Annotated in this window: 15 protein-coding genes, 2 tRNA genes and 2 rRNA genes; 11 read left to right on the top strand and 8 right to left on the bottom strand. The window is 36.2% G+C overall.

Annotated elements, in window-relative coordinates; genetic code table 11:
- Positions 1-105 precede the first annotated feature (105 nt).
- The 5 genes from IHE43_RS13385 (at position 106) to IHE43_RS13405 (ending at position 6,290) form a co-directional block, all read left to right on the top strand.
- A complete protein-coding gene (locus IHE43_RS13385) occupies positions 106-1,056 on the top strand; it encodes a PhoH family protein (protein WP_192184348.1) in 951 nt (316 codons plus the stop codon).
- Between the two features lie 300 nt (positions 1,057-1,356).
- On the top strand, positions 1,357-1,719 hold the full coding sequence (locus IHE43_RS13390; RefSeq protein ID WP_192184349.1) for a DUF1801 domain-containing protein: 363 nt from the start codon (positions 1,357-1,359) through the stop codon (positions 1,717-1,719).
- Positions 1,720-1,858: 139 nt separating this feature from the next.
- Entirely contained in the window at positions 1,859-2,689 is an 831-nt protein-coding gene (locus tag IHE43_RS13395) for a Cof-type HAD-IIB family hydrolase (RefSeq protein ID WP_192184350.1), read from the top strand.
- A gap of 164 nt (positions 2,690-2,853) precedes the next feature.
- Positions 2,854-5,202, top strand: coding sequence for a prolyl oligopeptidase family serine peptidase (locus tag IHE43_RS13400; RefSeq protein WP_192184351.1), 2,349 nt, complete (start codon positions 2,854-2,856; stop codon positions 5,200-5,202).
- Positions 5,203-5,333: 131 nt separating this feature from the next.
- Positions 5,334-6,290 (top strand): phosphoribosylaminoimidazolesuccinocarboxamide synthase, encoded by a 957-nt coding sequence (locus IHE43_RS13405; RefSeq protein WP_192184352.1) that lies wholly within the window; start codon positions 5,334-5,336, stop codon positions 6,288-6,290.
- A gap of 96 nt (positions 6,291-6,386) precedes the next feature.
- Here the strand turns inward: IHE43_RS13405 and IHE43_RS13410 are convergent, their stop codons facing one another.
- Positions 6,387-6,926: an SRPBCC family protein gene (locus IHE43_RS13410; protein ID WP_192184353.1), complete on the bottom strand. Its 540-nt coding sequence runs from the start codon at positions 6,924-6,926 to the stop codon at positions 6,387-6,389.
- A gap of 328 nt (positions 6,927-7,254) precedes the next feature.
- On the opposite strand from IHE43_RS13410, the gene IHE43_RS13415 reads away from it, so the two are divergent.
- Positions 7,255-7,638, top strand: coding sequence for an ankyrin repeat domain-containing protein (locus IHE43_RS13415; RefSeq protein WP_192184354.1), 384 nt, complete (start codon positions 7,255-7,257; stop codon positions 7,636-7,638).
- Between the two features lie 84 nt (positions 7,639-7,722).
- Here the strand turns inward: IHE43_RS13415 and IHE43_RS13420 are convergent, their stop codons facing one another.
- The 7 genes from IHE43_RS13420 to IHE43_RS13450 all read right to left on the bottom strand — a co-directional run bounded on the left by IHE43_RS13420 (position 7,723) and on the right by IHE43_RS13450 (position 17,198).
- Positions 7,723-8,325, bottom strand: a complete 603-nt coding sequence (locus IHE43_RS13420; RefSeq protein ID WP_192184355.1) for a DUF2238 domain-containing protein — start codon at positions 8,323-8,325, stop codon at positions 7,723-7,725.
- A gap of 135 nt (positions 8,326-8,460) precedes the next feature.
- Positions 8,461-11,559, bottom strand: coding sequence for an efflux RND transporter permease subunit (locus tag IHE43_RS13425; RefSeq protein WP_192184356.1), 3,099 nt, complete (start codon positions 11,557-11,559; stop codon positions 8,461-8,463).
- Positions 11,560-11,562: 3 nt separating this feature from the next.
- Entirely contained in the window at positions 11,563-12,648 is a 1,086-nt protein-coding gene (locus IHE43_RS13430; protein ID WP_192184357.1) for an efflux RND transporter periplasmic adaptor subunit, read from the bottom strand.
- Positions 12,649-12,660: 12 nt separating this feature from the next.
- Entirely contained in the window at positions 12,661-13,908 is a 1,248-nt protein-coding gene (locus IHE43_RS13435) for a TolC family protein (RefSeq protein WP_192184358.1), read from the bottom strand.
- A 107-nt stretch (positions 13,909-14,015) separates the two neighbouring features.
- Positions 14,016-15,374, bottom strand: a complete 1,359-nt coding sequence (locus IHE43_RS13440; RefSeq protein ID WP_192184359.1) for a HAMP domain-containing sensor histidine kinase — start codon at positions 15,372-15,374, stop codon at positions 14,016-14,018.
- A complete protein-coding gene (locus IHE43_RS13445; protein ID WP_192184360.1) occupies positions 15,371-16,051 on the bottom strand; it encodes a response regulator transcription factor in 681 nt (226 codons plus the stop codon). The genes IHE43_RS13440 and IHE43_RS13445 overlap by 4 nt, the downstream gene beginning before the upstream one ends.
- Positions 16,052-16,109: 58 nt before the next feature.
- Positions 16,110-17,198, bottom strand: a complete 1,089-nt coding sequence (locus IHE43_RS13450) for a M42 family metallopeptidase (protein ID WP_192184361.1) — start codon at positions 17,196-17,198, stop codon at positions 16,110-16,112.
- An 80-nt stretch (positions 17,199-17,278) separates the two neighbouring features.
- On the opposite strand from IHE43_RS13450, the gene IHE43_RS13455 reads away from it, so the two are divergent.
- The 5 genes from IHE43_RS13455 to IHE43_RS13475 all read left to right on the top strand — a co-directional run bounded on the left by IHE43_RS13455 (position 17,279) and on the right by IHE43_RS13475 (position 23,922).
- The gene (locus IHE43_RS13455) at positions 17,279-17,974 is read left to right on the top strand and encodes a DUF4294 domain-containing protein (RefSeq protein WP_192184362.1); all 696 of its coding nucleotides are present in this window, start codon (positions 17,279-17,281) and stop codon (positions 17,972-17,974) included.
- Between the two features lie 998 nt (positions 17,975-18,972).
- Positions 18,973-20,486: ribosomal RNA gene (locus IHE43_RS13460) — 16S ribosomal RNA — on the top strand.
- Positions 20,487-20,609: 123 nt separating this feature from the next.
- Positions 20,610-20,683 (top strand) — tRNA-Ile (locus IHE43_RS13465).
- 90 nt (positions 20,684-20,773) lie between these two features.
- A tRNA-Ala gene (locus tag IHE43_RS13470) sits at positions 20,774-20,847 on the top strand.
- Between the two features lie 191 nt (positions 20,848-21,038).
- Positions 21,039-23,922 (top strand): 23S ribosomal RNA (locus tag IHE43_RS13475).
- Together the 16S and 23S rRNA genes with 2 tRNA genes alongside form the textbook arrangement of a ribosomal RNA operon.
- Positions 23,923-24,057 lie beyond the last annotated feature (135 nt).

A 24,057-nucleotide genomic window follows, 5' to 3' on the forward strand; every position in this document is an offset into this window, starting at 1 on the left:
AAACCATCAAAACTGTGACTGTGACTGAAAACTGTTACTCAAAAAAAATACCCGACAACAATAGATTTACAAAACAAATTTATTTTTAATTTAAAACTACCTCATTTGAACGAGAGAATTATCGAGCTAATAGACATCGCTCCAAAAGACTTTTGGGGCGCTCAAGACACTCATCTTGAAATAATTAAAAAGTACTACCCAAAGCTTAAAATAGTAGCAAGAGGGACGACTTTAAAAGCATTTGGCGAAAAAGAAGTTTTAGATGAATTCGAAAAAAGATTTCAAAGGTTAATGCTCCATTTTACCCGATACAACAACATTGACGATAATGTAATTGAACGCGTAATTATGAGTGATGGTCAGGATGAAAAAAAATCATACGATCATGACAAAATATTAGTTCATGGTGTTGGAGGTAAAATAATTAAGGCCATGACGCCTAACCAGCAGCTATTGGTAGATACCATCAAAAAAAATGATATGGTATTTGCTGTTGGACCTGCCGGAACCGGTAAAACTTATACCGGTGTTGCAATGGCGGTAAAAGCGCTTAAAGACAAAGAAGTAAAAAGGATCATACTTACCCGACCAGCGGTAGAAGCAGGAGAAAATCTTGGTTTTTTGCCCGGCGATATGAAAGAAAAACTGGATCCTTACATGCAGCCGCTTTATGATGCTTTGCGCGACATGCTCCCGAACGAAAAACTCGAAGATTACATTTTAAAAGGAATTATTCAGATTGCGCCACTGGCATTTATGCGTGGGCGCACACTTGATAACGCCTTTGTAATTCTCGATGAAGCACAGAATACTACCCACTCACAAATGAAAATGTTTTTGACCCGTATGGGAAAAAACGCCAAATTTATGATTACGGGAGATCCTGGACAGGTCGATTTACCACGCAGAACTATTTCCGGTCTTAAAGAAGCGATTTTGGTGCTAAAAGATGTTGACGGAATCGGAATTATTTATCTGGATGATAAAGATATCGTACGTCACAGATTAGTGAAAAAGGTAATTGACGCCTATAAACAAATAGAAAATCACGATTAATTTTATAAAATGTCAAATGTAAATCGTGAAATGTGTTTTGACATTTACTAATATTCGTTTTCTACATAATTTAAAAAATGTGGAAAACGAATATTTTTTTTTGACAGCATTATTTCAAATAAAATTATGAAATTTTTGCCACAGATTATAAGATTAAATGGATTTCTTAATTCTTTTTTTGCGACGAATTTCGCAAATTAGCACAAATAAATTCGTGTAAATTTGCGAAATTCGTGGCGAAAAAATCTGTGTAAATTATTTTAATCTGTGGCAAAAAAACACAGAAAAACATTTAAAAAAATGAAACAACTAGATGATTTCTACTTAAAACAAGAAGAACCTCTAAAAGGTGTGTTTCTTGCATTAAGAGAAATTATCCTAAAACAAGACAAAGACATCACGCATGTTCTGAAATACGGAATGCCCTTTTTTTGTTACAAAGGAAAAATGTTCTGCTATTTATGGATTCATAAAAAATACAAACAGCCTTATATTGGAATTGTGGAAGGAAAACATTTTGATGAATCCTTTTTGCTTCAGGAAGCACGTTCCAGAATGAAAATAATGTTGTTTGATGCTGATGAAGATTTGCCCTTGGAACAAATTGAAACCATTATTCAAAAAGCATTAAATTTATACAAATCCGGAATTATAAAAGTTTAAATTGTTTATAATTCAATATTTAACGAAATAGTTAAATAAATAATAAACTTCGCTCATTTAGGGCTTTTCCAGCTTACAATCTTTGCTCTTCTAAGTGTAAATTCGTAAATTTGCATTTCATAAATACTTGATATTTAATATGACTAAGCTTAAAAATATAAAAGTTGTAGTAAGTGACCTTGACGGAACTTTACTCAACCCTCAACACAAAATTTCAGATTATACCAAATCAATTTTTCAGGAACTTCACAATCAAAATTATCTTATCGTTGTCGCTACAGGCCGTCATCACCTTGATGCTATGGCAATTATTGAAACACTTGAAGTTCCGGTTTATCTGGTGAGTTCAAACGGAGCAAGAATCCATTCGCCGAATAAAGAAGAACTATTTTCATTCAACTTAGATAGTGAGGTTGTGAAAAATGCTTTAAACGTTGAAATAGACCCTGAAATTACAGTGGTTTTATTCAAAGAAAATGTTTGGCAGACTAATCGAATAAGTGAAAAACTAAATGCATTTCAGACCGAACTAAAATATAAACCAGAATTGGTTGATTATAAAACGTTGGAAGATTTTGGCGCTATCAAAATTTTCTTTTCGTGTGATGATCATGAAAAATTAGTAAAGTTAAAAGATGCCATTTTAGCCAATTCTTCAGAACATTTACACCATGCTTTCAGTTTGCCAACTTGTTTGGAATTTATGGATAAAGCTATAGATAAAGCAGTTGCAATCGAGAGAGTTTTAGAAAAAGAAGGATTTACTTTAGAAGAAGCGGTTTCTTTTGGAGACGGTTTCAACGATGTTCAAATGTTATCTGCTTCAGGGAAAGGTTTAATTATGGGAAATGCCCCAGCTTTATTGAAAGAAACATTACCTAATTTAGAGGTTATTAAAACAAATGCTGAAGATGGTGTAGCGAAATATATTTCTTCTAAAATTCTAAATAAAGAGTTTGCGGTGGGTTAATTAGAATTTTTAAATTTTTAATAAAAATACAATCCCTGAAGGTAATTCTTCAGGGATTTTTTATTTTAAATGCACGATTCATAAAGGATTTCGCGGGCAATTGACAAAAACATTTTTTTAATAATTTTCAAAGTGTATTTTTGTTTTCTCAAAATACTACTACCATGACAAAAAACATTTTTATCCTTGCCTTTTTATTTCTTTCGATTACTGGTAAAAGTCAGAATCTAAAATTAGAAGAAATAATGAAAGGTGAATCTTTTATTGGAAATCAACCCACAAACGGACGCTGGTCTTTAGACGGAAAGAAAGTCTATTTTGAATGGAATCCGAAAGATGAATTAGGAACAAGTACTTATTTTTGGCAAAAAGGAATGACAAAACCAGAAGTTGTATTGCCAAAAGAAGCTGTTTTTTCTCAAATGGATTTTAAAAGTAAACCAGGATCTGATATTGTTTATTATTTGGATAAGGGAAGTTTGTATTCCTATTCAATTCAATCGAAAACAAGTAAAAAATTAATTCAGCAATCAACACCAATTTCTAATTTACAATTAGGATATCAAGCCGGAGTTTTATTTTTTGCACAAAACGATAACATCTTCAAATACAATACAAAAGAAGGGACGGTTTTGCAAATCACCAATTTTAGCAAAGGAGTTAAAAAAGAAACAAAACCTGAAAAAGAAACTTTTTTAAACACGCAACAAAAAGAATTATTTCAGTTTATAAAAGATAAGGAAGCCAGAAAACAATGGAATCTTGCGAAAAGCAAAGCGGTAAAATCTGATTTTGCTAAAGAGTATTTTTATGGTAAAGACAATTTTAATAACCTAAAGGTGAATCCAAACGGAAATTTTGCCACTTTTAGATTGATAGAAGATACTGAAGTAAAAAAAGAAAAGATGGAGGTTTTTATAACCGCTGACGGTTATAACCAAACTCCGGATACGAAGGAGAAAGTTTCAGTAAACAATTTTGTAAAAACTAAATTCGGAATTTATTCTATTGCTAAAGATTCGGTTTATTATGTGAATTTTTCGACTTTAAGTCATCTTCAGGATACACCCAAGTATTATGAAACGTATGATAATTTAAAAAACAAGCCAAAGGAAGATAAGTTAATAGTTCCTCAGGCACCTGTTTATAACGAAGACGGATCGTTAGCTATTGTTGAAATCAGAAGTCAGGATAACAAAGACAGATGGTTAGTGAATTTAAATTTGGATAAAGGGACTTTCGAAGAAATTGAACACCAACACGACGAAGCCTGGATTGGCGGCCCTGGAATTCCGGGGTATTCATTTTCTTCCGGAAATTTAGATTTCCTTGCTGATAATGAAACCATTTATTTTCAATCTGAAGCTACAGGATATTCTCATTTGTATACTTATAATGTAAAGACAAAAAAGAAAACACAATTAACACAAGGGAATTGGGAAGTTCGTGATGTTACTTTATCAAAAGATAAGAAAGTACTCTACTTATCGACAAACACTACACATCCTGGAAATAGAAATTTTTATAAATTAGCTCTTGCTGATGGTGTTTTACAACCCATTTTAACCAAAGATGGAGCGCATGAAGTGGTGCTTTCGCCAGACGAAAAATCATTATTAGTTCGATATTCGTATAAAAATATCCCTTGGGATTTTTACGTTGCCGACAATAAGAAGAATACAACTCTACAGCAAATTTCTTCTTCAACTACAGCGTCTTTCAAGCAATACCAATGGAGAACTCCTGAGGTAATAACGTTTAAAGCGCAAGACGGAACTCCTGTTAATGCAAGAATTTATACACCTAAAGCTGAAGTTGCAAACAAAGCAGCTGTAATTTTTGTTCACGGAGCCGGTTATCTTCAAAATGCTCATAATTTCTGGAGTAATTATTACAGAGAATACATGTTCCATAATTTATTGACCGATTTAGGTTATACAGTTTTGGATATTGATTACAGAGGAAGTGATGGTTACGGTAGAGATTTTAGAACCGGAATTTACCGTTTTATGGGCGGAAAAGATTTATCTGATCATTTGGACGGAAAGAAATTATTAGTGGAGAAATATGGTATTGATGCCAATAGAGTTGGTATTTATGGAGGTTCATACGGTGGTTTTATTACTTTAATGGGAATGTTGACAACTCCGGGCGAATTTACTTCAGGAGCAGCATTACGTTCGGTTACAGATTGGGCACATTACAATCACGGATACACTGGAAACATTTTGAATTTCCCGGAAACAGATCCTGAAGCTTACAAAAAAAGCTCACCAATTTATTTTGCAGATAACCTAAAAGGAAACTTAGTGATGCTTCACGGAATGGTTGATGATAATGTAGAATATAAAGATATTGTACGTTTGTCTCAGCGTTTTATTGAATTGGAGAAAAAGAATTGGAGTTTGGCATCTTTCCCTGTAGAAACGCATGGTTTCAAAGAAACCTATTCCTGGATTGATGAATATAGCAGAATTTTAAACTTATTTAATTCAACATTGCTTAAAAAATAGTTTCCAGTCGCAGTTTTCAGCCACTATATCAAAACTGAAAACTGCGACTGAAAACTGAATACTTTCTTGTTTGCTCTTTTAATTAGTTTTAAATTTGCATTCGTAAAACAACAACAACACAACTTAGGATAATGAGCAATACAATCACAACGACAAATTTTAGTTTTCCCAATCAGAAATCAGTTTATCGCGGAAAAGTTAGAGAAGTTTACAATATTAACGACGAACTTTTAGTAATGGTGGCAACTGACAGGCTTTCGGCTTTTGATGTAGTTTTACCAAAAGGGATTCCGTACAAAGGACAAATTCTAAATCAGATTGCAACCAGATTTATGGAATTGACCGAAGATATTGTTCCAAATTGGTTGATTGCTACTCCAGATCCAAACGTTGCTGTTGGGCATTTATGTGATCCATTCAAAGTAGAAATGGTAATTCGTGGTTATGTTTCAGGACATGCAGCTCGTGAATATGCTGCAGGAAAAAGACAAATATGTGGTGTAACTATGGCAGAAGGTTTAAAAGAAAACGATAAGTTTCCTGAGCCAATTATTACGCCAACTACAAAAGCGGATAATGGTTCTCATGATGAAGATATTTCTCGTGAGGATATTTTAGCAAAAGGAATTGTTACCGAAGAAGATTATATTGTTTTAGAAAAATATACCCGTGATTTATTTCAACGCGGAACTGAAATCGCTGCAAGCCGCGGTTTGATTTTAGTAGATACAAAATATGAATTCGGAAAAACAAAAGAGGGTGTTATTGTTTTAATTGATGAAATCCATACTCCGGATTCTTCACGTTATTTTTATGCTGATGGATATCAGGAAAGACAGGAAAAAGGCGAGGAGCAAAAACAATTATCAAAAGAGTTTGTACGTCGTTGGTTGATTGAAAATGGATTTCAGGGTCAGGAAGGACAACAAATTCCGGATATGTCAGATGAGTATATCGAATCTGTTTCAGAAAGATATATTGAATTATATGAGAATATTTTAGGAGAAAAATTCGTAAAAGCAGATATCAATAGTATCGATGAGCGTATTAATAAAAATGTTTTAGATTATCTGAATAGTAAAGCTTAAGCTTAAATTTTAAGTCTGAAAAGTTTTTAGCCACAGATTACACAGATTAAATAGATTTTATAATCCTTTTAATTTTGGTAATCTGTGGCTAAACTTTTATTTCTCCATTTTGACTTTTAAATTTTCAAGCCCTTTTTGTAAATCTTTCCCAAGCATTGCATCCATTTTCATCATGGGCATCATGATATTCATCGGATAAGGAAAAACACCGTTGATTCCCCATTTTACTTTTGTTTGATTTCCTGCAATAGCTTCTGTAGACATAAAACCAACAGCGGTGTCATTCATTGGCTCTTTAAAACGCAGTGCAAAGTCAATACGTTTTCCTTCCGTTATTTTGGTAATTTCCTGTTCTCCAACTCCAACATCTTTTACATCACTTTCCCAAGCCGCAATAGCGCCTACAGATCCGTCAGTTCCGGTATAAGTGGATTTCATTTTGGGATCGATATTAGCCCAAACGCTAAAATCGTTTTGCTTTTTTAAATATCTTACATAATTAAAAACACTATCAACAGGTTTATTGATGGTAATTTCTCTTTGTACTGCATAATCTTTAGGCATAAAATAAGCAGCAATTAATACAACTGATACTAGTAATATCAGCACTAGTAAAATTCTTTTAAGGATAAGCATAAGCTATGATTTTAAGGTTAGTATTGGTTTATTTTGCTAATATTCAATGAGTAAATTTAAAAAAGTTAAAGATTGATTTTACAGTATTTAAAAAATTTCATAAGATTTTTTATGTTTTTTTGATTTAAACTGTAACATATTGAATAAACGAGCGTCTATATATGAAACGGTAATTTAACATTCAAAAGGGTTTATTAGGTTTTTATTAAATGAATGTTAAAAATTAGTTAAAACAAGGTACTTGGTAATGCATAATACGAAAATTAGAATTACATTTACATAGAATTTAAAAATCATCAATAATCAATCAATTTAACAATCAATCAACATGAAAAATTCAGTAATTATTTTAGGAGTAGCTTTAGTAGCTTTTGCCAATGTTTCAATGGCAGCGAATCACACATCAACAGTAGTGAATCCAAAAATTGAAGTTTCGCACAATTTCTCAGCTCCGTTACACGTAGCAGTGAGTAAAGGAGATGTAGAAGTAGTTAAAAAATTTATCGCTTACGGTGCTGATGTAAATGAGAAATCAGAAGACATGACACCTTTAATGATCGCAGCGCGTTATAACAAAGTTGAAATAATTAAAGTTTTGTTAGAAAATGGAGCTCGTCCTGGAGATAAAAATGAACAAGGTTTCACTGCATTTAAATATGCACAATTGTCTAATGCAACTGATGCTATAGCACTATTGAAAGATTTAAAATAACAGTTTAAATCGAGTTTGAGTTAGTACACAAAACGACCTTCATTGAGCAGAAGGTCGTTTTTTATTTATACGCTACACTAGTAATTAAAAATCTATTTTCTGAATTTGATTGTCCTGAATTTTCGAAAACAAAATCAGCGCCGTAATTGCACCAATCGTTGCATACAACATATCAGATTGCGTGTCCCAAATATAACCCTGCGTTCCTAAAAAAGAATCTCCTCCTTCGCCAGTGACAAGCGAAACAAACCATTCTATAAATTCATAAGCGGCACTAATTGCCAAACAAATGCTGACAATAATAAAGTTGAAAAAACTTTTATTATTAATCACTTGTTTACGAATGAACAATTCTCTGATAATCATTGCCGGAACAAATCCCTGGGCAAAATGCCCCACCTTATCATAATTATTTCTGCTTTGATGGAATACTTCTTTGATATAATCAAAAAACGGCACTTCAGCATAGGTATAATGTCCGCCGATAAAAAGAATTATACAATGTATCAATATCAAGGTATAAGTGAAATTTGTAAAGCGGAATTTTTTGAAAGTAAATGCTAAAATCAAAAATCCTATAATGGCCGGAATGACTTCAAGAAAACAGGTAAATCCTTCTTTAGGATTTATGATTGACGCTAATAATGAAATTGAAAACAGCGTTATTAAAAAGTAGATATATTTCATAAATAGTTTAATTGATGTTATGCAAGATATTAAACTAAAATGTAATGAAATCAAAAAAGCACCATTAAAAATAATGATGCTTTTTCTTTTTAACCCAATCAAACTAATTTAACCAATTAATCAATTTTAAATTTACTACTCAATAGGAACATGTTTTTTGCGGTTGAAAACCCAAAATATAATTGGGAAAACCAATAGCGTTAAAATCGTTGCTGTAATTAAACCTCCAATAATTACAATAGCTAATGGTTTTTGTGATTCAGAACCAATTCCGGTTGAAATCGCAGCAGGCATTAAACCTATCGATGCCATTAACGCTGTCATAACTACGGCTCTTGTTCTGGCTTTTACTCCCATAAAAATGGATTCTTCTAATGTGAATTTGGCCTTTAGATTATGATGAAATTCAGAGATCAGAATAACGCCATTTTGAATACAAATTCCAAGTAAGGCAATAAAACCAACACCAGCAGAGATTCCAAAATTCATTCCGGTAATATGTAACGCCATAATTCCTCCAATAATCGCAAACGGAACATTTGCCAAAACAAGTAACGAATCTTTAATATTTCCGAATAAAATAAACAGCAATACAAATATTCCAATTAAACTGATCGGTACGACTTGTGCCAAACGTGCACTGGCACGAACCTGATTTTCAAATTCTCCTGTCCATCCTGTTGTATAGCCTGAAGGCATTTTTAATTCGGCTACTTTTTTCTGTGCTTCGGCTATTGTACTTCCCAAATCGCGGTCACGAACAGAGAATTTTACACCAATAAAACGTTTTGTATTGTCTCTGTAAATGAAAGCTGGACCCGTTACGGTTTTAATGTCGCAGATTTCTTTCAACGGAATTTTAACGCCACTAATGGTTGGAACTTTAAGTTCGGCCAAATCTTCTTCATCTTTACGGTATTCTTTAGAAAAACGTACTCTCACATCAAATTTTTTCTCGTCTTCATATTTTTGAGTTGCCGTTTTTCCTCCAAAAGCCAATTCTAAAACAGCTTGAGCATCATTTAATGTCACACCATAAGCAGCCATTTTTTCTCTGTCCAGAATCACACTGATTTCTGGCTGACCAACATTTCTAAGAATTCCGGCATCTTTTATACCTGGAATATCTTTGATTTTTGCCAGAACTTCATTTGATAATTCATCGAGTTTATCCAAATCATCTCCATAAATTTTTACTGCATTCGAAGCTTTAAAACCAGCTACAGATTCGGCTACGTTATCAATAACGGGTTGCGAATAATTATAGGTAATTCCCTGATGCACTTTTAGTTTATTATCCATTTCATTAATTAATTCATCCATATTTATATTTCGTTTCCATTCTGATTTAGGTTTTAAATCAACCTGAAGCTGAATAAATCCGAATCCATTTGGATCTGTTCCGTCGTTGCTTCGACCCGTTTGTGATAATACATTTTTGACTTCCGGGAAGCTTTCAAGATCTTTTCGAATCATTGAAGCAGTTTTCACACTTTCAGGAAGCGAAGTACTCATTGGTAATTCTGCCGTTACCCATAAAGCGCCTTCATTTAACTGAGGAAGAAATTCGGTTCCTAAAAAGTTTGCCGAGAAGAAAACGGCAACTAAAACGACAACAGAAGCAATCAGCGTTTTTACTTTGTGTTTGAATGTCCAGGCAAATCCCTTTCCAACAATTCTGTCCCAGAAGTTTACAAACGGATTATTTTTCTCCTTTACATTTTTATTTAAAAGAATATGCGATAAAACCGGGACTAACGTCAAAGTAAAAAGTAAAGCTCCCATTAAAGCAAAACCTAAAGTATAGGCTAGGGGCGAGAACATTTTTCCTTCTACTTTCTGGAATGAGAAAATTGGCAATAAGGCAGTAATGATGATTAATTTAGAAAAGAAAATAGCTTTACCCATTTCAGTTCCCGTTTTTTTAATCAAACTTCCTTTGGCAATTTTATTATAAGCCGTCATTCCCAATTGATGCGCCCGGTGGTCCAACACCACAAACAATCCCTCGACCATAACCACCGCGCCATCAATAATAATCCCGAAATCAACTGCACCTAAACTCAGTAAGTTGGCGCTCATTCCCATCATCTTCAAACACAAAAAAGCAAATAATAAGGATAACGGAATAACAATCGAAACAGTAAAAGTAGTTCGCCAATCAGCCATGAAAAGAAATACGACACAAGTAACCAGAATAATTCCTTCGAACAAATTGTGCATTACAGTTTCAGTCGTGAAATTCATCAAATTATCACGATCGTAAAACGTTTCTATTTTAATGTCTTTCGGAAGAACGTTATCGTTTAAATCCTTGATTTTATCTTTGATTAAGGCTAATGTTTCCTGAGCATTTTCGCCTTTTCGCATCACGACAATTCCTTCAACAGCATCATCGTTTTTGCCAATTCCGGTTTGCCCGACTCTTGGCATCGAACTTTCATAAACCGAAGCAACATTTTTTACCAGAATAGGATTTCCGCCCGCGTCATCAACAATAATATTTTCAATATCCGGAATAGATTTCAGAAGCCCGACACCTCGAACCACAAAAGCTTGTCCGTTTTTTTCAATAATGTCTCCACCAACATTTAAGTTTCCTGCATTAACAGCGTTGTAAACTTGTAGTGGTGTAATGTTGTATTTTGCTAATTTGATAGGATCAACACCAACTTCATAAGTTTTAGTTTGACCTCCAAAAACATTTAAATCGGCAACACCAGGAACGGAACGAAGTTGTTTATCTATAACCCAGTTTTGATAAGTCAATAATTCTCTACTATCTCTGCTGTTACTTTTTACAATGTATCTGAATATTTCTCCGGTAGGTCCGTACGGAGGCTGAACATCTGGTTCAACATCTTCAGGAAGAGAGACATTTTTTAATAAATTATTGACCTGCTGACGCGCAAAAGTATCATCGACTCCATCATCAAAAATAATTTTGATTACAGATAATCCAAACATGGTAATACTACGAACGCTGGTCTTTTTTTGCACCGAGTTCATGGAGATCTCGATAGGAGAAGTTACAAAACGTTCTACTTCTTCTGCACTTTTTCCATTCCATTGTGTAATAATAATAATCTGAGTATTTGTTACATCCGGAAAGGCATCAATTGGCATATTTTTAAAGGAAATAAATCCTGCAACCGCCAATAATCCCACCCAAAAAAAGGTGAATGCTTTATTCTTTAGCGAAAAAGCGATAATATTTCTGATGAATTTGTTCATGACTTATTCGTTTAAGGCGCGATAAATAAATAACTGATTATTGGTAATGACTTTTTCGTTTTCTTTTAAGCCACTTGAAATGTAAGTAGTGTCTCCGACAACACTGTAAACTTCAACCTGTCTGGTTTCGATATTGTGACGATCTTTAAAAACCATGACGAAATTTTTACTTTTATCAAAAACAATAGCATCACTCGGAATAGCTATCAAAGATTTATCTTCTTTAAAAGATAATTTGATGTTGGCATTCATATCAGGTTTCAATAAATATCCTGGGTTTTGCAGTTTTATACGTGCCTGCATCGCTTTGGTTTCCGGATCAATTACATTGAAAATTTTATCTACTTTTCCTTTAAAAACTTTATCAGGATAACTTAAAGTGGTTACATCAGCATCAATTCCTAATTTCACTTTATCAATATCGGTTTCATTGATGTTGGCCATTGCCCAAACTTCACTGATTTCAGCAATATCAAAGATGTTTTCAGAACGGTCACTTCTCAAAAGCATATCCTGATTGATACTTTTCTGAATGATAAAACCACTAATTGGAGCTGTTACTTCATAAATGGAACCCGCTTTAATATTGTAGATTTTATACGTTTCCTGAATTTTGCCTAATTGTGATTGTGCTTTAGCAACTTCAGATTTCGCCTGTAAAACATCGCTCTCCGAATTTAATTTTCCGTCAAATAATTCTGTCGCCACTTTTAAATTGTTCTTTGCCACTAATAAATCACTTTTCGCATCAAGAGATTGTTTTTCAAAATCAGCAATATCAGTACTTTTAATCGTAGCCAAAACTTGTCCCTTGTGTACGTAATCTCCAAGTTCTACATTTACTTTAATGACATTTCCACCCACTAGCGGATAAACATCAATCATTTTATTATTGTCAGCTGTAATTTTTCCGTAAAAACTCAATTCGTTTTTTACAGGTTGCTTTTGTGCGACAGCTGTTGTAGTCGTTTTTAGCATTGAATCACTTAATGCAAAAGAAGTATTAGTCTGCGGATTTTCAACTTCTTTTTTACAGCTTGCGAATGCCAGACTCATAATTGCAATTCCTATTATTAGTTTATGTTTCATCTTTATTTAATTTTAAAATAAGTCTTTGTTGATGGTACTGTTTAATTCTTCTCCAGAAAGTGCTAGTTTTTTCTTTAATTCATTAACCTGAACGGTGGCCTGATTATAGCTTTCCATAAAATCTGTAAATTCTAGTAAGCTCACGTTTCGTTTTTGAAAATTGGTTAACATTCCATTATAAACTGCATCAAAATCAGCGTTAACAGTTGGTTTTATAACAGCATAATTTTTGCGTGATTCATCCCATTTATTCCATGCCGATGTAATTTCAGTTTGCAATTGCAAATCAAAATTTTGTTTTTCGACTTTAGATTGCTCTAAAATAGTTTGGGCATATTTTATGTTTCCTTTATTTTTGTTCCAAAGGGGAAGCGGAATCCCAAGCGTTAAATTAGCTTCTTTATTAAAAGCACCACTTCGTTGATCATAGTTCGCACCTACAGTAATATCAGGAACTGAAAGTGATTTTTGCCATTTTACATTGATTTCGTTGGCATCGATTTCTTTTTGTTTAGCTAAATAATCTGGGCGATTGGCGATAGCTTGATCTTCAAATGACTTTAAATCAAAATTGATAGTTTTTAGATATTTATTGAATTCTGTATCCGAAACAATTGGAACAACAGTTTCAGTTGAGTTTAATAACAATTTCAAATTTGCCTGCTCCTCAATGTTGTTATTAACCACCTCCATTCTTTCATTTTTGAAGTTTAGATAAAGTGATTGCAAGCGAACAACATCTTTCAAAGGAATATTTCCTTTTTGTGCCTGAATAGAGTAGGAGTTGATTAAATCTTCAATATGAGCCAGTTGTTTATCAGTAGTTTCAAGACTTTTTGTATTGTAATAAACGGTGTAAAAGCTCTTGCGTAATTGCAATTTTAAGGTTCTTAGTAAATCATTAAATTGTAATTCAGCCAATTGCTCATTAGTTTGAGCCAGTTTTACTTCATTGCGTTTTTTTCCGCCTAAGTAAATAAGCTGTTCGATACCAAATGCTTTCTGTCCGTCTTTTCCAATATCGAAATATTGATTTCTTTCTGGATTATAAGCATTTAATTCTGCGGTAATCGTTGGATTATCCCAAATTCGGGCTTGAATAGTCAGTGCTTTTGAAGCATCAATATTGTATTGAGAGGCCAGCAAAAAAAGATTGTTTTTCAAAAATTGGCTTTCACAATCTTCGAGAGTGACTGTTTTTTGAGCCAAACCTACCTGACTTGCTAAAATCAGAAATAGTAATGCAATTAACTTTTTCATTGTATCAGTTTTATTTGATACAAAGATGCTATCGCAAAACTTTAAGAGACCTTAACAATGACCTTAAAAAGACCTTAAAAATGATTTAGATTGAAGTTAAAGTGATTTTAATGAAAAGTCAATTGAAAGAGATTGGTGTTTTTTTTAGGGATACTGTATTTGATTTCACCTTTATGAAGGATTAAAATACGGTTGACAATGCGCAATCCGAGTCCAAATCCGGTGGTGCCTTTTGAGTTTTCACCACGCATAAAGGGCTGAAAAAGGTTTTTTTGCTCGTTTTCGCTTAATGTATTGCCAGTATTTGAAATGGAAATAATAAGATGTTCATTATCAGTGCTAATTTTTACTTTGGCTTGCTTATTATCTGAGTAAACACAGGCATTTTTTAAAACATTACTTAAAGCAATTTCGAGTAAGTTTTTATTTCCTTTAATTTCTAAAGCAGTGTCTAAATTATCGTTTTCTTCCATCTCAAAAAGAATAACAAAATCCGGAAAGCTTTTATTTAAATTTTCAATAGCTGAAAACAGAATTTCATCCATTCGATGTTCTTCATAATTTTCATGATTCTTATTGTCTATTTTAGAAAGAATTAATAATGAATTAATCAGTTCCGTTAATTGATTGACATCGGATAAAATGGTATTTAAGAAATATTTTCCTTTATCAGATGTTGAAGAATCGGTAATTGTATTTTCAATTTGCGAAGTTATTCTGGACAGTGGAGTTCTAAGCTCGTGCGAAGCATGCGCCGTAAATTCTTTTTGTTTTTGATAAGAGATTTCAATTCGATCCATCATGAAGTTAAATTCATTGGCGATCAAATCAATTTCATTTTTAGTGCTTTTTGATTCTACACGAGTGTCAAGATTGTTCTCGTTTATATTTTTTATTTTCTGATGAAAAATACTCAATGGGCTCATGGCTTTTTTAACCATAAATGAAGTAAGAACCCAACAAATACAGGTAAAAAAGATATAAGATATAATTAAGGTATATCTCAGAAAAAGTAGTTTTCGTTTGCCATAATCATCCGTTGCTGATATTAACGCATAAAAATCTTTGTCTTTTGTATCATAGAAAACACCGTAAACTTCATAATCACCTTGCTGTTTAAAAAAGGTTTTATGTTTTTTAAGGTATTTTAAATCTTCAATAGACCAGCTTATTTTGGCATCATCAATACTGCTATAGATTAATTTGTAGTTAGAATCAAAGACTAATGTTTTTTCATCATACAATTTATTAATTGAGTTTTGATCAATTATTTTTAAAAGCTGATCATCAACTTCCTTAACATTCACTAAAAGCTTAATGTTCGAAAGTGCTTTTATTTCCAAACGGTCTCGAAATTCTTCTTTTCTAAAATTAGAATACAAAACAAATATCACAGTAGATGCCAACCCAAATAGGATTGTAAAAAGCAAACTAACTAAAAGCGATATCCGGTTTTTTAATGTCATTCCTGAGCGCTTAAATAATATCCATACCCAATTTTGGTTCGAATCAGTTTTGTTTCGTGGTTTATATCAATTTTCTTTCTTAAAAAATTGATATAAACCTCAATCGTATTTTGATTGGTTTCAATATGATAATCCCAAAGTTTCTCGGCAATAAATTGTTTTGATAATACTTTTCCTTTGGCATGAGCCAAAATCAGAATTAATTTAAATTCTTTTGGAGTCAGTTTGATTTCTTCTCCTGAACGAAATACTTTCATATCATCTTCCAAAATTTCTAAATCTTCAATAACAATTTTACTTTCACTTTGCTGTGGAATTTCTTTTCGTCTTAAAAGCGACGAAATACGGGCATACAATTCCTCAAAATGAAAAGGTTTAACCAGATAATCATCTGCACCATTATCAAATGAAGCTAATTTATCTTCAATTTCGCTAAAAGCGGTTAACATTATAATAGGTATCTTTTTATCAACTTCGCGAATTCCCTTGCAAACGTCGATTCCGTTTGTCCCTGGAACATTAATATCAAGAATGATTAAATCGTATTCAGATGGAAAATACTTTTTCAATAATAATGAACCATCATAATATGGTACACACTCGAATTCTTTTGAAGTAAAGAATGCTGAGATCTCTTTAGATAAAGTAAAATCGTCTTCGAGTAGTAGTATTTTCATGCTATTTTTTATTTGTCAATTCGGCTAATAATAACCGAATTGACATTTTAAATTTCTTTTATTTGAAATAGGAGAAGGTTTCGTTGTTTTCAATTTTCAATAATGATTCATAAATCAACTGAATCACATTTTCAACGTCCTCTCTATGAACCATTTCCACAGTAGTATGCATATAACGTAAAGGTAACGAAATCAATGCAGAGGCTACACCGCCGTTGCTATAAGCAAAAGCATCAGTATCTGTTCCGGTCGCTCTTGAAGTAGCATGACGCTGAAATGGAATTTCATTTTCTTCCGCCGTATCCACAATTAAATCGCGTAATTTATTTTGAACTGCAGGTGCATAAGCAATTACAGGACCTTTACCCATTTTAAGATCGCCTTCTACTTTTTTATCAATCATTGGAGTAGTGGTATCGTGGCAAACATCTGTAACAATAGCCACATTTGGTTTAATTGTTTGTGCAATCATTTCGGCACCACGTAAACCAATTTCTTCCTGAACTGAGTTTACAATGTACAAGCCAAACGGAAGTGTTTTTTTGTTTTCATGTAATAGACGTGCTACTTCAGCAATCATAAAACCGCCCATTCTATTATCGATCGCACGACAAACGAATTTATTCTCATTCAAAATCATGAATTCATCCGGATAAGTAATTACACAACCTACATGAACACCCATTTCAAGAACTTGCTCTTTGGTTTCGCAACCCAGATCAATAAAAATGTTACTCAATTTCGGGATCTCCTCCTTATCACGCAAACGAGTGTGAATCGCAGGCCATCCAAAAACACCTTTTACAATTCCTTTTTTAGTATGAATATTAACTCTTTTCGATGGTGCAATCTGATGATCAGAACCACCATTACGTATTACATATAGTAAACCATCATCTGTAATATAATTTACATACCACGAAATTTCATCAGCATGACCTTCGATTACAACTTTAAAAGGAGCGTCAGGATTTATAATTCCAACTGCGGTTCCATAAGTATCGGTAATAAAAGTATCAACATATGGTTTTAAATAATTCATCCAAAGTTTTTGTCCTTCACTTTCATATCCGGTAGGTGAGGCGTTATTTAGGTAGCTTTCCAGGAAAGCAATTGAGGTATCTTTTAAGATAGATTCAGTACTCATAAAATATTTTTTTGCTAATTTATAAATTTGGTATTAGAGTTGTGTATAAATATATAATTTTACATTTAAATTATGACTCTATGAGATTTACCTACATTCTTTTATTCTTTATATTGATTTCGTTTTCAAGCCAGGCTCAGGTTACACCAAAAGAAAATGAGCAAATGGGCTATATTCTAACCGAACAAGATTCGATTTTGGGCGATACCATTGAATTGCCTGAGATTATCATTACCAAAGAGAAGCTCGATCCCGAAGCACAAAAGCAATTTTTAATTTTGCAAAACAGGGTTTATAAAGTATATCCGTATGCGAAATTGGCTGCAGATCGATTGACGGCTTTAAATCAGGGAATGGCACGTTTGAAAACCAATCGTGAAAAAAAGAAGTATTTTAAAATTGTAGAAGACTACCTTAATAATGAATTCGAAGCAAGATTAAAAAAGCTTTCACGCAAACAAGGTCAAATCCTCGTAAAGCTGGTTCACAGACAAACCGGAATTACAACTTATGAATTGATCCGAACCTTAAAAAGCGGTTTTAAAGCGTTCGTGTCAAATACTACAGCCAATTTATTTGACATAAGTTTGAAAACAGAATATAAGCCATTTGAAGTTAATGAAGACTATTTGATAGAAACGATTCTTCAAAGGGCATTTGAATCGGGTCGATTGGTAAATCAGAAACCAGCCAAATCTATAAACTATGGTGACTTAATGAATCAGTGGGAAACAAAAGCTAAACAGGCCAAAACTGAAGAGGCTAAAGATAAATAACATTACTTAGTATAGTATTACGACCCGACAGTTTTCCAAAAGCTGTCGGGTTTGTTTTTATACATATATATAAGGAAGGAAAAACTACTATATAATATGAATGATCCTGATAACTATCGGAAGAAGCCTTTTGCAATTGAAATTTGGAACTTGACTATTGTAATTTTCAGGAGCTATTTCCCGCTATCCGTTTCAATCTTTTGCTTTTTAAAGAAAAAAGCAAAAGGATTTCCACTTCTATCGGGGCTAGGGGAGCTATTTTCAAAAGAAGCTAATCGTTTCCCGGAAGAAAGGAAGACTTAGCGACCTTATGAGAACCACGAAAAACAGAGGAAAACCTGGGGGAAAGTAAACTTAGTGCCTTTGCGGCCAAACACAGTAAAATAACCCCAAACAGGCAAAACCCGGAAAGAGGAAAAAAAACTTTGGATTATAAAAACCGCCATACCAGCTACTTATAAAAAAGATTAAAATTATATAATAAAAACCCTTGTAAATGTAAATAAAGGTGTTACTTTTGCACCCGCAACAGCGATAGACGTTCACAGAAATACTGACAGGCATAGGAATAAAGATTGAAAAATTTTTTCAAAAAAAGATTCCAAAAAGCTTGTGAGATTTGAAAACGGATGTTACATTTGCACCCCGCAAACGAAGTTCACCGAACACTTTTTTAGATAAGAGTTAAGTGAGGTAAAACAGGGAAAGTTCATTGATAGATTGGTAGAGTTGAGAAGTAAAAAGGGAATTAAATTTTCTTAAAAAAAAACTTCAAAAAACATTTGCCAGTTAGAAATAAGTTTTCTACTTTTGCACCCGCTTTGAGAGACAAGCGAAACAAGATTGAAACACGTTCGTAGACATATTGAATTGACAGCCGTCTCGTTTTACAACGAGACAAAAGAATAAAGAGTAAGATAATCGAGAGATTAATTAAATGAACCGATAGAGACTGATTCGCATAATAATTAGCTTTAATTGATTAGAGCAAACAATATACGATGAAGAGTTTGATCCTGGCTCAGGATGAACGCTAGCGGCAGGCTTAACACATGCAAGTCGAGGGGTATGCTTCTTCGGGAGCAGAGACCGGCGCACGGGTGCGTAACGCGTATGCAATCTACCTTTTACAGAGGGATAGCCCAGAGAAATTTGGATTAATACCTCATAGTATAGCTGAATCGCATGATTCTACTATTAAAGTCACAACGGTAAAAGATGAGCATGCGTCCCATTAGCTAGTTGGTAAGGTAACGGCTTACCAAGGCTACGATGGGTAGGGGTCCTGAGAGGGAGATCCCCCACACTGGTACTGAGACACGGACCAGACTCCTACGGGAGGCAGCAGTGAGGAATATTGGACAATGGGCGCAAGCCTGATCCAGCCATGCCGCGTGCAGGATGACGGTCCTATGGATTGTAAACTGCTTTTATACGAGAAGAAACACTGCTTCGTGAAGCAGCTTGACGGTATCGTAAGAATAAGGATCGGCTAACTCCGTGCCAGCAGCCGCGGTAATACGGAGGATCCAAGCGTTATCCGGAATCATTGGGTTTAAAGGGTCCGTAGGCGGTTTAATAAGTCAGTGGTGAAAGCCCATCGCTCAACGGTGGAACGGCCATTGATACTGTTAAACTTGAATTATTAGGAAGTAACTAGAATATGTAGTGTAGCGGTGAAATGCTTAGAGATTACATGGAATACCAATTGCGAAGGCAGGTTACTACTAATGGATTGACGCTGATGGACGAAAGCGTGGGTAGCGAACAGGATTAGATACCCTGGTAGTCCACGCCGTAAACGATGGATACTAGCTGTTGGGTGCAAACTCAGTGGCTAAGCGAAAGTGATAAGTATCCCACCTGGGGAGTACGTTCGCAAGAATGAAACTCAAAGGAATTGACGGGGGCCCGCACAAGCGGTGGAGCATGTGGTTTAATTCGATGATACGCGAGGAACCTTACCAAGGCTTAAATGTAGATTGACCGGTTTGGAAACAGATCTTTCGCAAGACAATTTACAAGGTGCTGCATGGTTGTCGTCAGCTCGTGCCGTGAGGTGTCAGGTTAAGTCCTATAACGAGCGCAACCCCTGTTGTTAGTTGCCAGCGAGTCATGTCGGGAACTCTAACAAGACTGCCAGTGCAAACTGTGAGGAAGGTGGGGATGACGTCAAATCATCACGGCCCTTACGCCTTGGGCTACACACGTGCTACAATGGCCGGTACAGAGAGCAGCCACTGGGCGACCAGGAGCGAATCTATAAAACCGGTCACAGTTCGGATCGGAGTCTGCAACTCGACTCCGTGAAGCTGGAATCGCTAGTAATCGGATATCAGCCATGATCCGGTGAATACGTTCCCGGGCCTTGTACACACCGCCCGTCAAGCCATGGAAGCTGGGGGTGCCTGAAGTCGGTGACCGCAAGGAGCTGCCTAGGGTAAAACTGGTAACTAGGGCTAAGTCGTAACAAGGTAGCCGTACCGGAAGGTGCGGCTGGAACACCTCCTTTCTAGAGCCCCAATTGTTAGTGCTTGCACACGATGGGGAAAAAAGAAGAAGCTCTATAGGATTATAATTTTAAGACTATTTTACTCTTGCTGTTAGTTCAAATAATAAATTTTAAGAATAAGAGTGTCTCGTAGCTCAGCTGGTTAGAGTACTACACTGATAATGTAGGGGTCGACAGTTCGAGTCTGTCCGAGACAACTATTTTAGTCTTAAAAAAAGGAAATTTTAGAAGTTGAGCGTTTATGAGCAAATTCATAACTCATAATTCATAACTCATCATTTAAAAATGGGGGATTAGCTCAGCTGGCTAGAGCGCCTGCCTTGCACGCAGGAGGTCAACGGTTCGACTCCGTTATTCTCCACGATTTTAGTCCTAAAGTCTAAAGTTATAAAGTCCAAAGTGATTCACTTGACGACTTTCGACTTTTGACCTTCGACTAAATAAAGTTCATTGACATATTGAGATAAGAAAATAATAAAAAGTAGAAAGCGTTTTTTACAATTTATTGTAGAAAACAAAAAAAAACGGTCGTAATTTATTTTATGATTGGTACAATAAGCAAAATAAGGGCGTATGGGGGATGCCTAGGCTCTCAGAGGCGATGAAAGGCGTGATAAGCTGCGAAAAGCTACGGGGACGGGCACACACCGATTGATCCGTAGATACCTGAATGGGGCAACCCACTATGTTGAAGACATAGTACACCGATAGGTGGGCAAACCCGCTGAACTGAAACATCTAAGTAGGCGGAGGAGAAGAAAACAAAAGTGATTCCGTAAGTAGTGGCGAGCGAACGCGGATTAGCCCAAACCAGTGTTGTTACGGCAATGCTGGGGTTGTAGGACCACGACATTTTATGCACAAGGAACCGGAAGTTACTGGAAAGTGACACCAAAGAGGGTGATAGTCCCGTATGGGTAACAAGTGTAATAGATAGTGGTATCCTGAGTAGGGCGGGGCACGTGAAACCCTGTCTGAATTTGGCGGGACCATCCGCTAAGGCTAAATACTCCTGAGAGACCGATAGTGAACCAGTACCGTGAGGGAAAGGTGAAAAGAACCGTGAATAACGGAGTGAAATAGATCCTGAAACCATACGCTTACAAGCGGTCGGAGCCCTTTCGTGGGGTGACGGCGTGCCTTTTGCATAATGAGCCTACGAGTTAACGTTGCTGGCAAGGTTAAGTGGTTAAGCCACGGATCCGTAGCGAAAGCGAGTCTGAATAGGGCGCTTTAGTCAGTAGTGTTAGACGCGAAACCGTGTGATCTACCCATGGGCAGGATGAAGCTGTGGTAACACACAGTGGAGGTCCGAACCGGTTGACGTTGAAAAGTCTTCGGATGACCTGTGGGTAGGGGTGAAAGGCCAATCAAACTCGGAAATAGCTCGTACTCCCCGAAATGCATTTAGGTGCAGCGCTGAATTAAGTTATATAGAGGTAGAGCTACTGATTGGATGCGGGGGCTTCACCGCCTACCAATTCCTGACAAACTCCGAATGCTATATAATGTTTCTCAGCAGTGAGGGCTTGGGTGCTAAGGTCCAAGTCCGAGAGGGAAAGAACCCAGACCATCAGCTAAGGTCCCCAAATATACGCTAAGTTGAAAGAACGAGGTTTGTCTGCCCAGACAGCTAGGATGTTGGCTTGGAAGCAGCCATTCATTTAAAGAGTGCGTAACAGCTCACTAGTCGAGCGGACGAGCATGGATAATAATCGGGCATAAGCGTATTACCGAAGCTATGGATTTACAGGTAACTGTAAGTGGTAGGGGAGCATTCTAACAGGGTTGAAGGTGTATCGTAAGGTATGCTGGACTGGTTAGAAAAGAAAATGTAGGCATAAGTAACGATAATGCGGGCGAGAAACCCGCACACCGAAAAACTAAGGTTTCCACAGCTATGCTAATCAGCTGTGGGTTAGTCTGGTCCTAAGGCGAACCCGAAAGGGACAGTCGATGGCTAACGGGTTAATATTCCCGTACTACTAATTACTGTGATGGGGTGACGGAGTGATGAAAGCGCCGCGAACTGACGGAATAGTTCGTTGAAGTACCTACCTATAAGATGCGCAGGCAAATCCACGCGTCTTGGGGAAATACGATAGTACTCGGAGTCTTCGGACAAAGAGATAGTGCGCCTAAGGGCTTCCAAGAAAAACCTCTAAACTTCAGGTAATTAGTACCAGTACCGTAAACCGACACAGGTAGTTGAGGAGAGAATCCTAAGGTGCTCGAGAGATTCATGGCTAAGGAATTAGGCAAAATAGACCCGTAACTTCGGGAGAAGGGTCGCCCTGTAGCAATACAGGGCCGCAGTGAAGAGGTCCAGGCGACTGTTTATCAAAAACACAGGGCTCTGCAAAATCGTAAGATGAAGTATAGGGCCTGACACCTGCCCGGTGCTGGAAGGTTAAGAGGAGATGTTATCTTCGGAGAAGCATTGAATTGAAGCCCCAGTAAACGGCGGCCGTAACTATAACGGTCCTAAGGTAGCGAAATTCCTTGTCGGGTAAGTTCCGACCTGCACGAATGGTGTAACGATCTGGACACTGTCTCAGCCATGAGCTCGGTGAAATTGTAGTAACGGTGAAGATGCCGTTTACCCGCAGTGGGACGAAAAGACCCTGTGCACCTTTACTATAGCTTAGTATTGACCTTGGATAAATGATGTGTAGGATAGGTTGGAGACTGTGAAGTGGCGTCGCCAGGCGTTGTGGAGTCATTGTTGAAATACAACCCTTTGTTTATCTGAGGCCTAACCCCGTTTTGCGGGGGACATTGCTTGGTGGGTAGTTTGACTGGGGTGGTCGCCTCCAAAAGAGTAACGGAGGCTTCTAAAGGTTCCCTCAGTACGCTTGGTAACCGTGCGTAGAGTGCAATGGCATAAGGGAGCTTGACTGAGAGACATACAGGTCGATCAGGTACGAAAGTAGAGCATAGTGATCCGGTGGTTCCGCATGGAAGGGCCATCGCTCAAAGGATAAAAGGTACGCCGGGGATAACAGGCTGATCTCCCCCAAGAGCTCATATCGACGGGGGGGTTTGGCACCTCGATGTCGGCTCGTCACATCCTGGGGCTGGAGAAGGTCCCAAGGGTTGGGCTGTTCGCCCATTAAAGTGGCACGCGAGCTGGGTTCAGAACGTCGTGAGACAGTTCGGTCTCTATCTACTGTGGGCGTTAGAAATTTGAGTGGATCTGATTCTAGTACGAGAGGACCGAATTGGACAAACCTCTAGTGTATCTGTTGTCCCGCCAGGGGCACCGCAGAGTAGCTACGTTTGGAAGGGATAAGCGCTGAAAGCATATAAGCGCGAAACCCACCACAAGATGAGATTTCTTTTAAGGATCGTGGAAGATGACCACGTTGATAGGCTATAGATGTAAAGGCAGTAATGTCATAGTCGAGTAGTACTAATAATCCGTAAGCTTATGTACACCCTTTTCTCTCCCGTCCAAAAGACGGGAGAGAAGAAACTTTCTAATAAATAAAAAACTTTCTTTATCTCAGTATGTTAAGATATTTGCTCGACGCAGAGCAGTCTTTAAGTCGAAAGATTAAAGTCCAAAGTC

The organism is Flavobacterium sp. MDT1-60 (assembly GCF_014844035.1).
Taxonomy (GTDB): Bacteria; Bacteroidota; Bacteroidia; order Flavobacteriales; family Flavobacteriaceae; genus Flavobacterium.

What these genes read in the sequence shown, in the direction of transcription:
- IHE43_RS13390 (WP_192184349.1), top strand. Translation starts at nt 1,357, where the DNA reads ATGAAACAACTAGATGATTTCTACTTAAAACAAGAAGAACCTCTAAAA.
- IHE43_RS13395 (WP_192184350.1), top strand. Translation starts at nt 1,859, where the DNA reads ATGACTAAGCTTAAAAATATAAAAGTTGTAGTAAGTGACCTTGACGGA.
- IHE43_RS13400 (WP_192184351.1), top strand. Translation starts at nt 2,854, where the DNA reads ATGACAAAAAACATTTTTATCCTTGCCTTTTTATTTCTTTCGATTACT.
- IHE43_RS13405 (WP_192184352.1), top strand. Translation starts at nt 5,334, where the DNA reads ATGAGCAATACAATCACAACGACAAATTTTAGTTTTCCCAATCAGAAA.
- IHE43_RS13410 (WP_192184353.1), bottom strand. Translation starts at nt 6,926, where the DNA reads ATGCTTATCCTTAAAAGAATTTTACTAGTGCTGATATTACTAGTATCA.
- IHE43_RS13415 (WP_192184354.1), top strand. Translation starts at nt 7,255, where the DNA reads ATGAAAAATTCAGTAATTATTTTAGGAGTAGCTTTAGTAGCTTTTGCC.
- IHE43_RS13420 (WP_192184355.1), bottom strand. Translation starts at nt 8,325, where the DNA reads ATGAAATATATCTACTTTTTAATAACGCTGTTTTCAATTTCATTATTA.
- IHE43_RS13425 (WP_192184356.1), bottom strand. Translation starts at nt 11,559, where the DNA reads ATGAACAAATTCATCAGAAATATTATCGCTTTTTCGCTAAAGAATAAA.
- IHE43_RS13430 (WP_192184357.1), bottom strand. Translation starts at nt 12,648, where the DNA reads ATGAAACATAAACTAATAATAGGAATTGCAATTATGAGTCTGGCATTC.
- IHE43_RS13435 (WP_192184358.1), bottom strand. Translation starts at nt 13,908, where the DNA reads ATGAAAAAGTTAATTGCATTACTATTTCTGATTTTAGCAAGTCAGGTA.
- IHE43_RS13440 (WP_192184359.1), bottom strand. Translation starts at nt 15,374, where the DNA reads ATGACATTAAAAAACCGGATATCGCTTTTAGTTAGTTTGCTTTTTACA.
- IHE43_RS13445 (WP_192184360.1), bottom strand. Translation starts at nt 16,051, where the DNA reads ATGAAAATACTACTACTCGAAGACGATTTTACTTTATCTAAAGAGATC.
- IHE43_RS13450 (WP_192184361.1), bottom strand. Translation starts at nt 17,198, where the DNA reads ATGAGTACTGAATCTATCTTAAAAGATACCTCAATTGCTTTCCTGGAA.
- IHE43_RS13455 (WP_192184362.1), top strand. Translation starts at nt 17,279, where the DNA reads ATGAGATTTACCTACATTCTTTTATTCTTTATATTGATTTCGTTTTCA.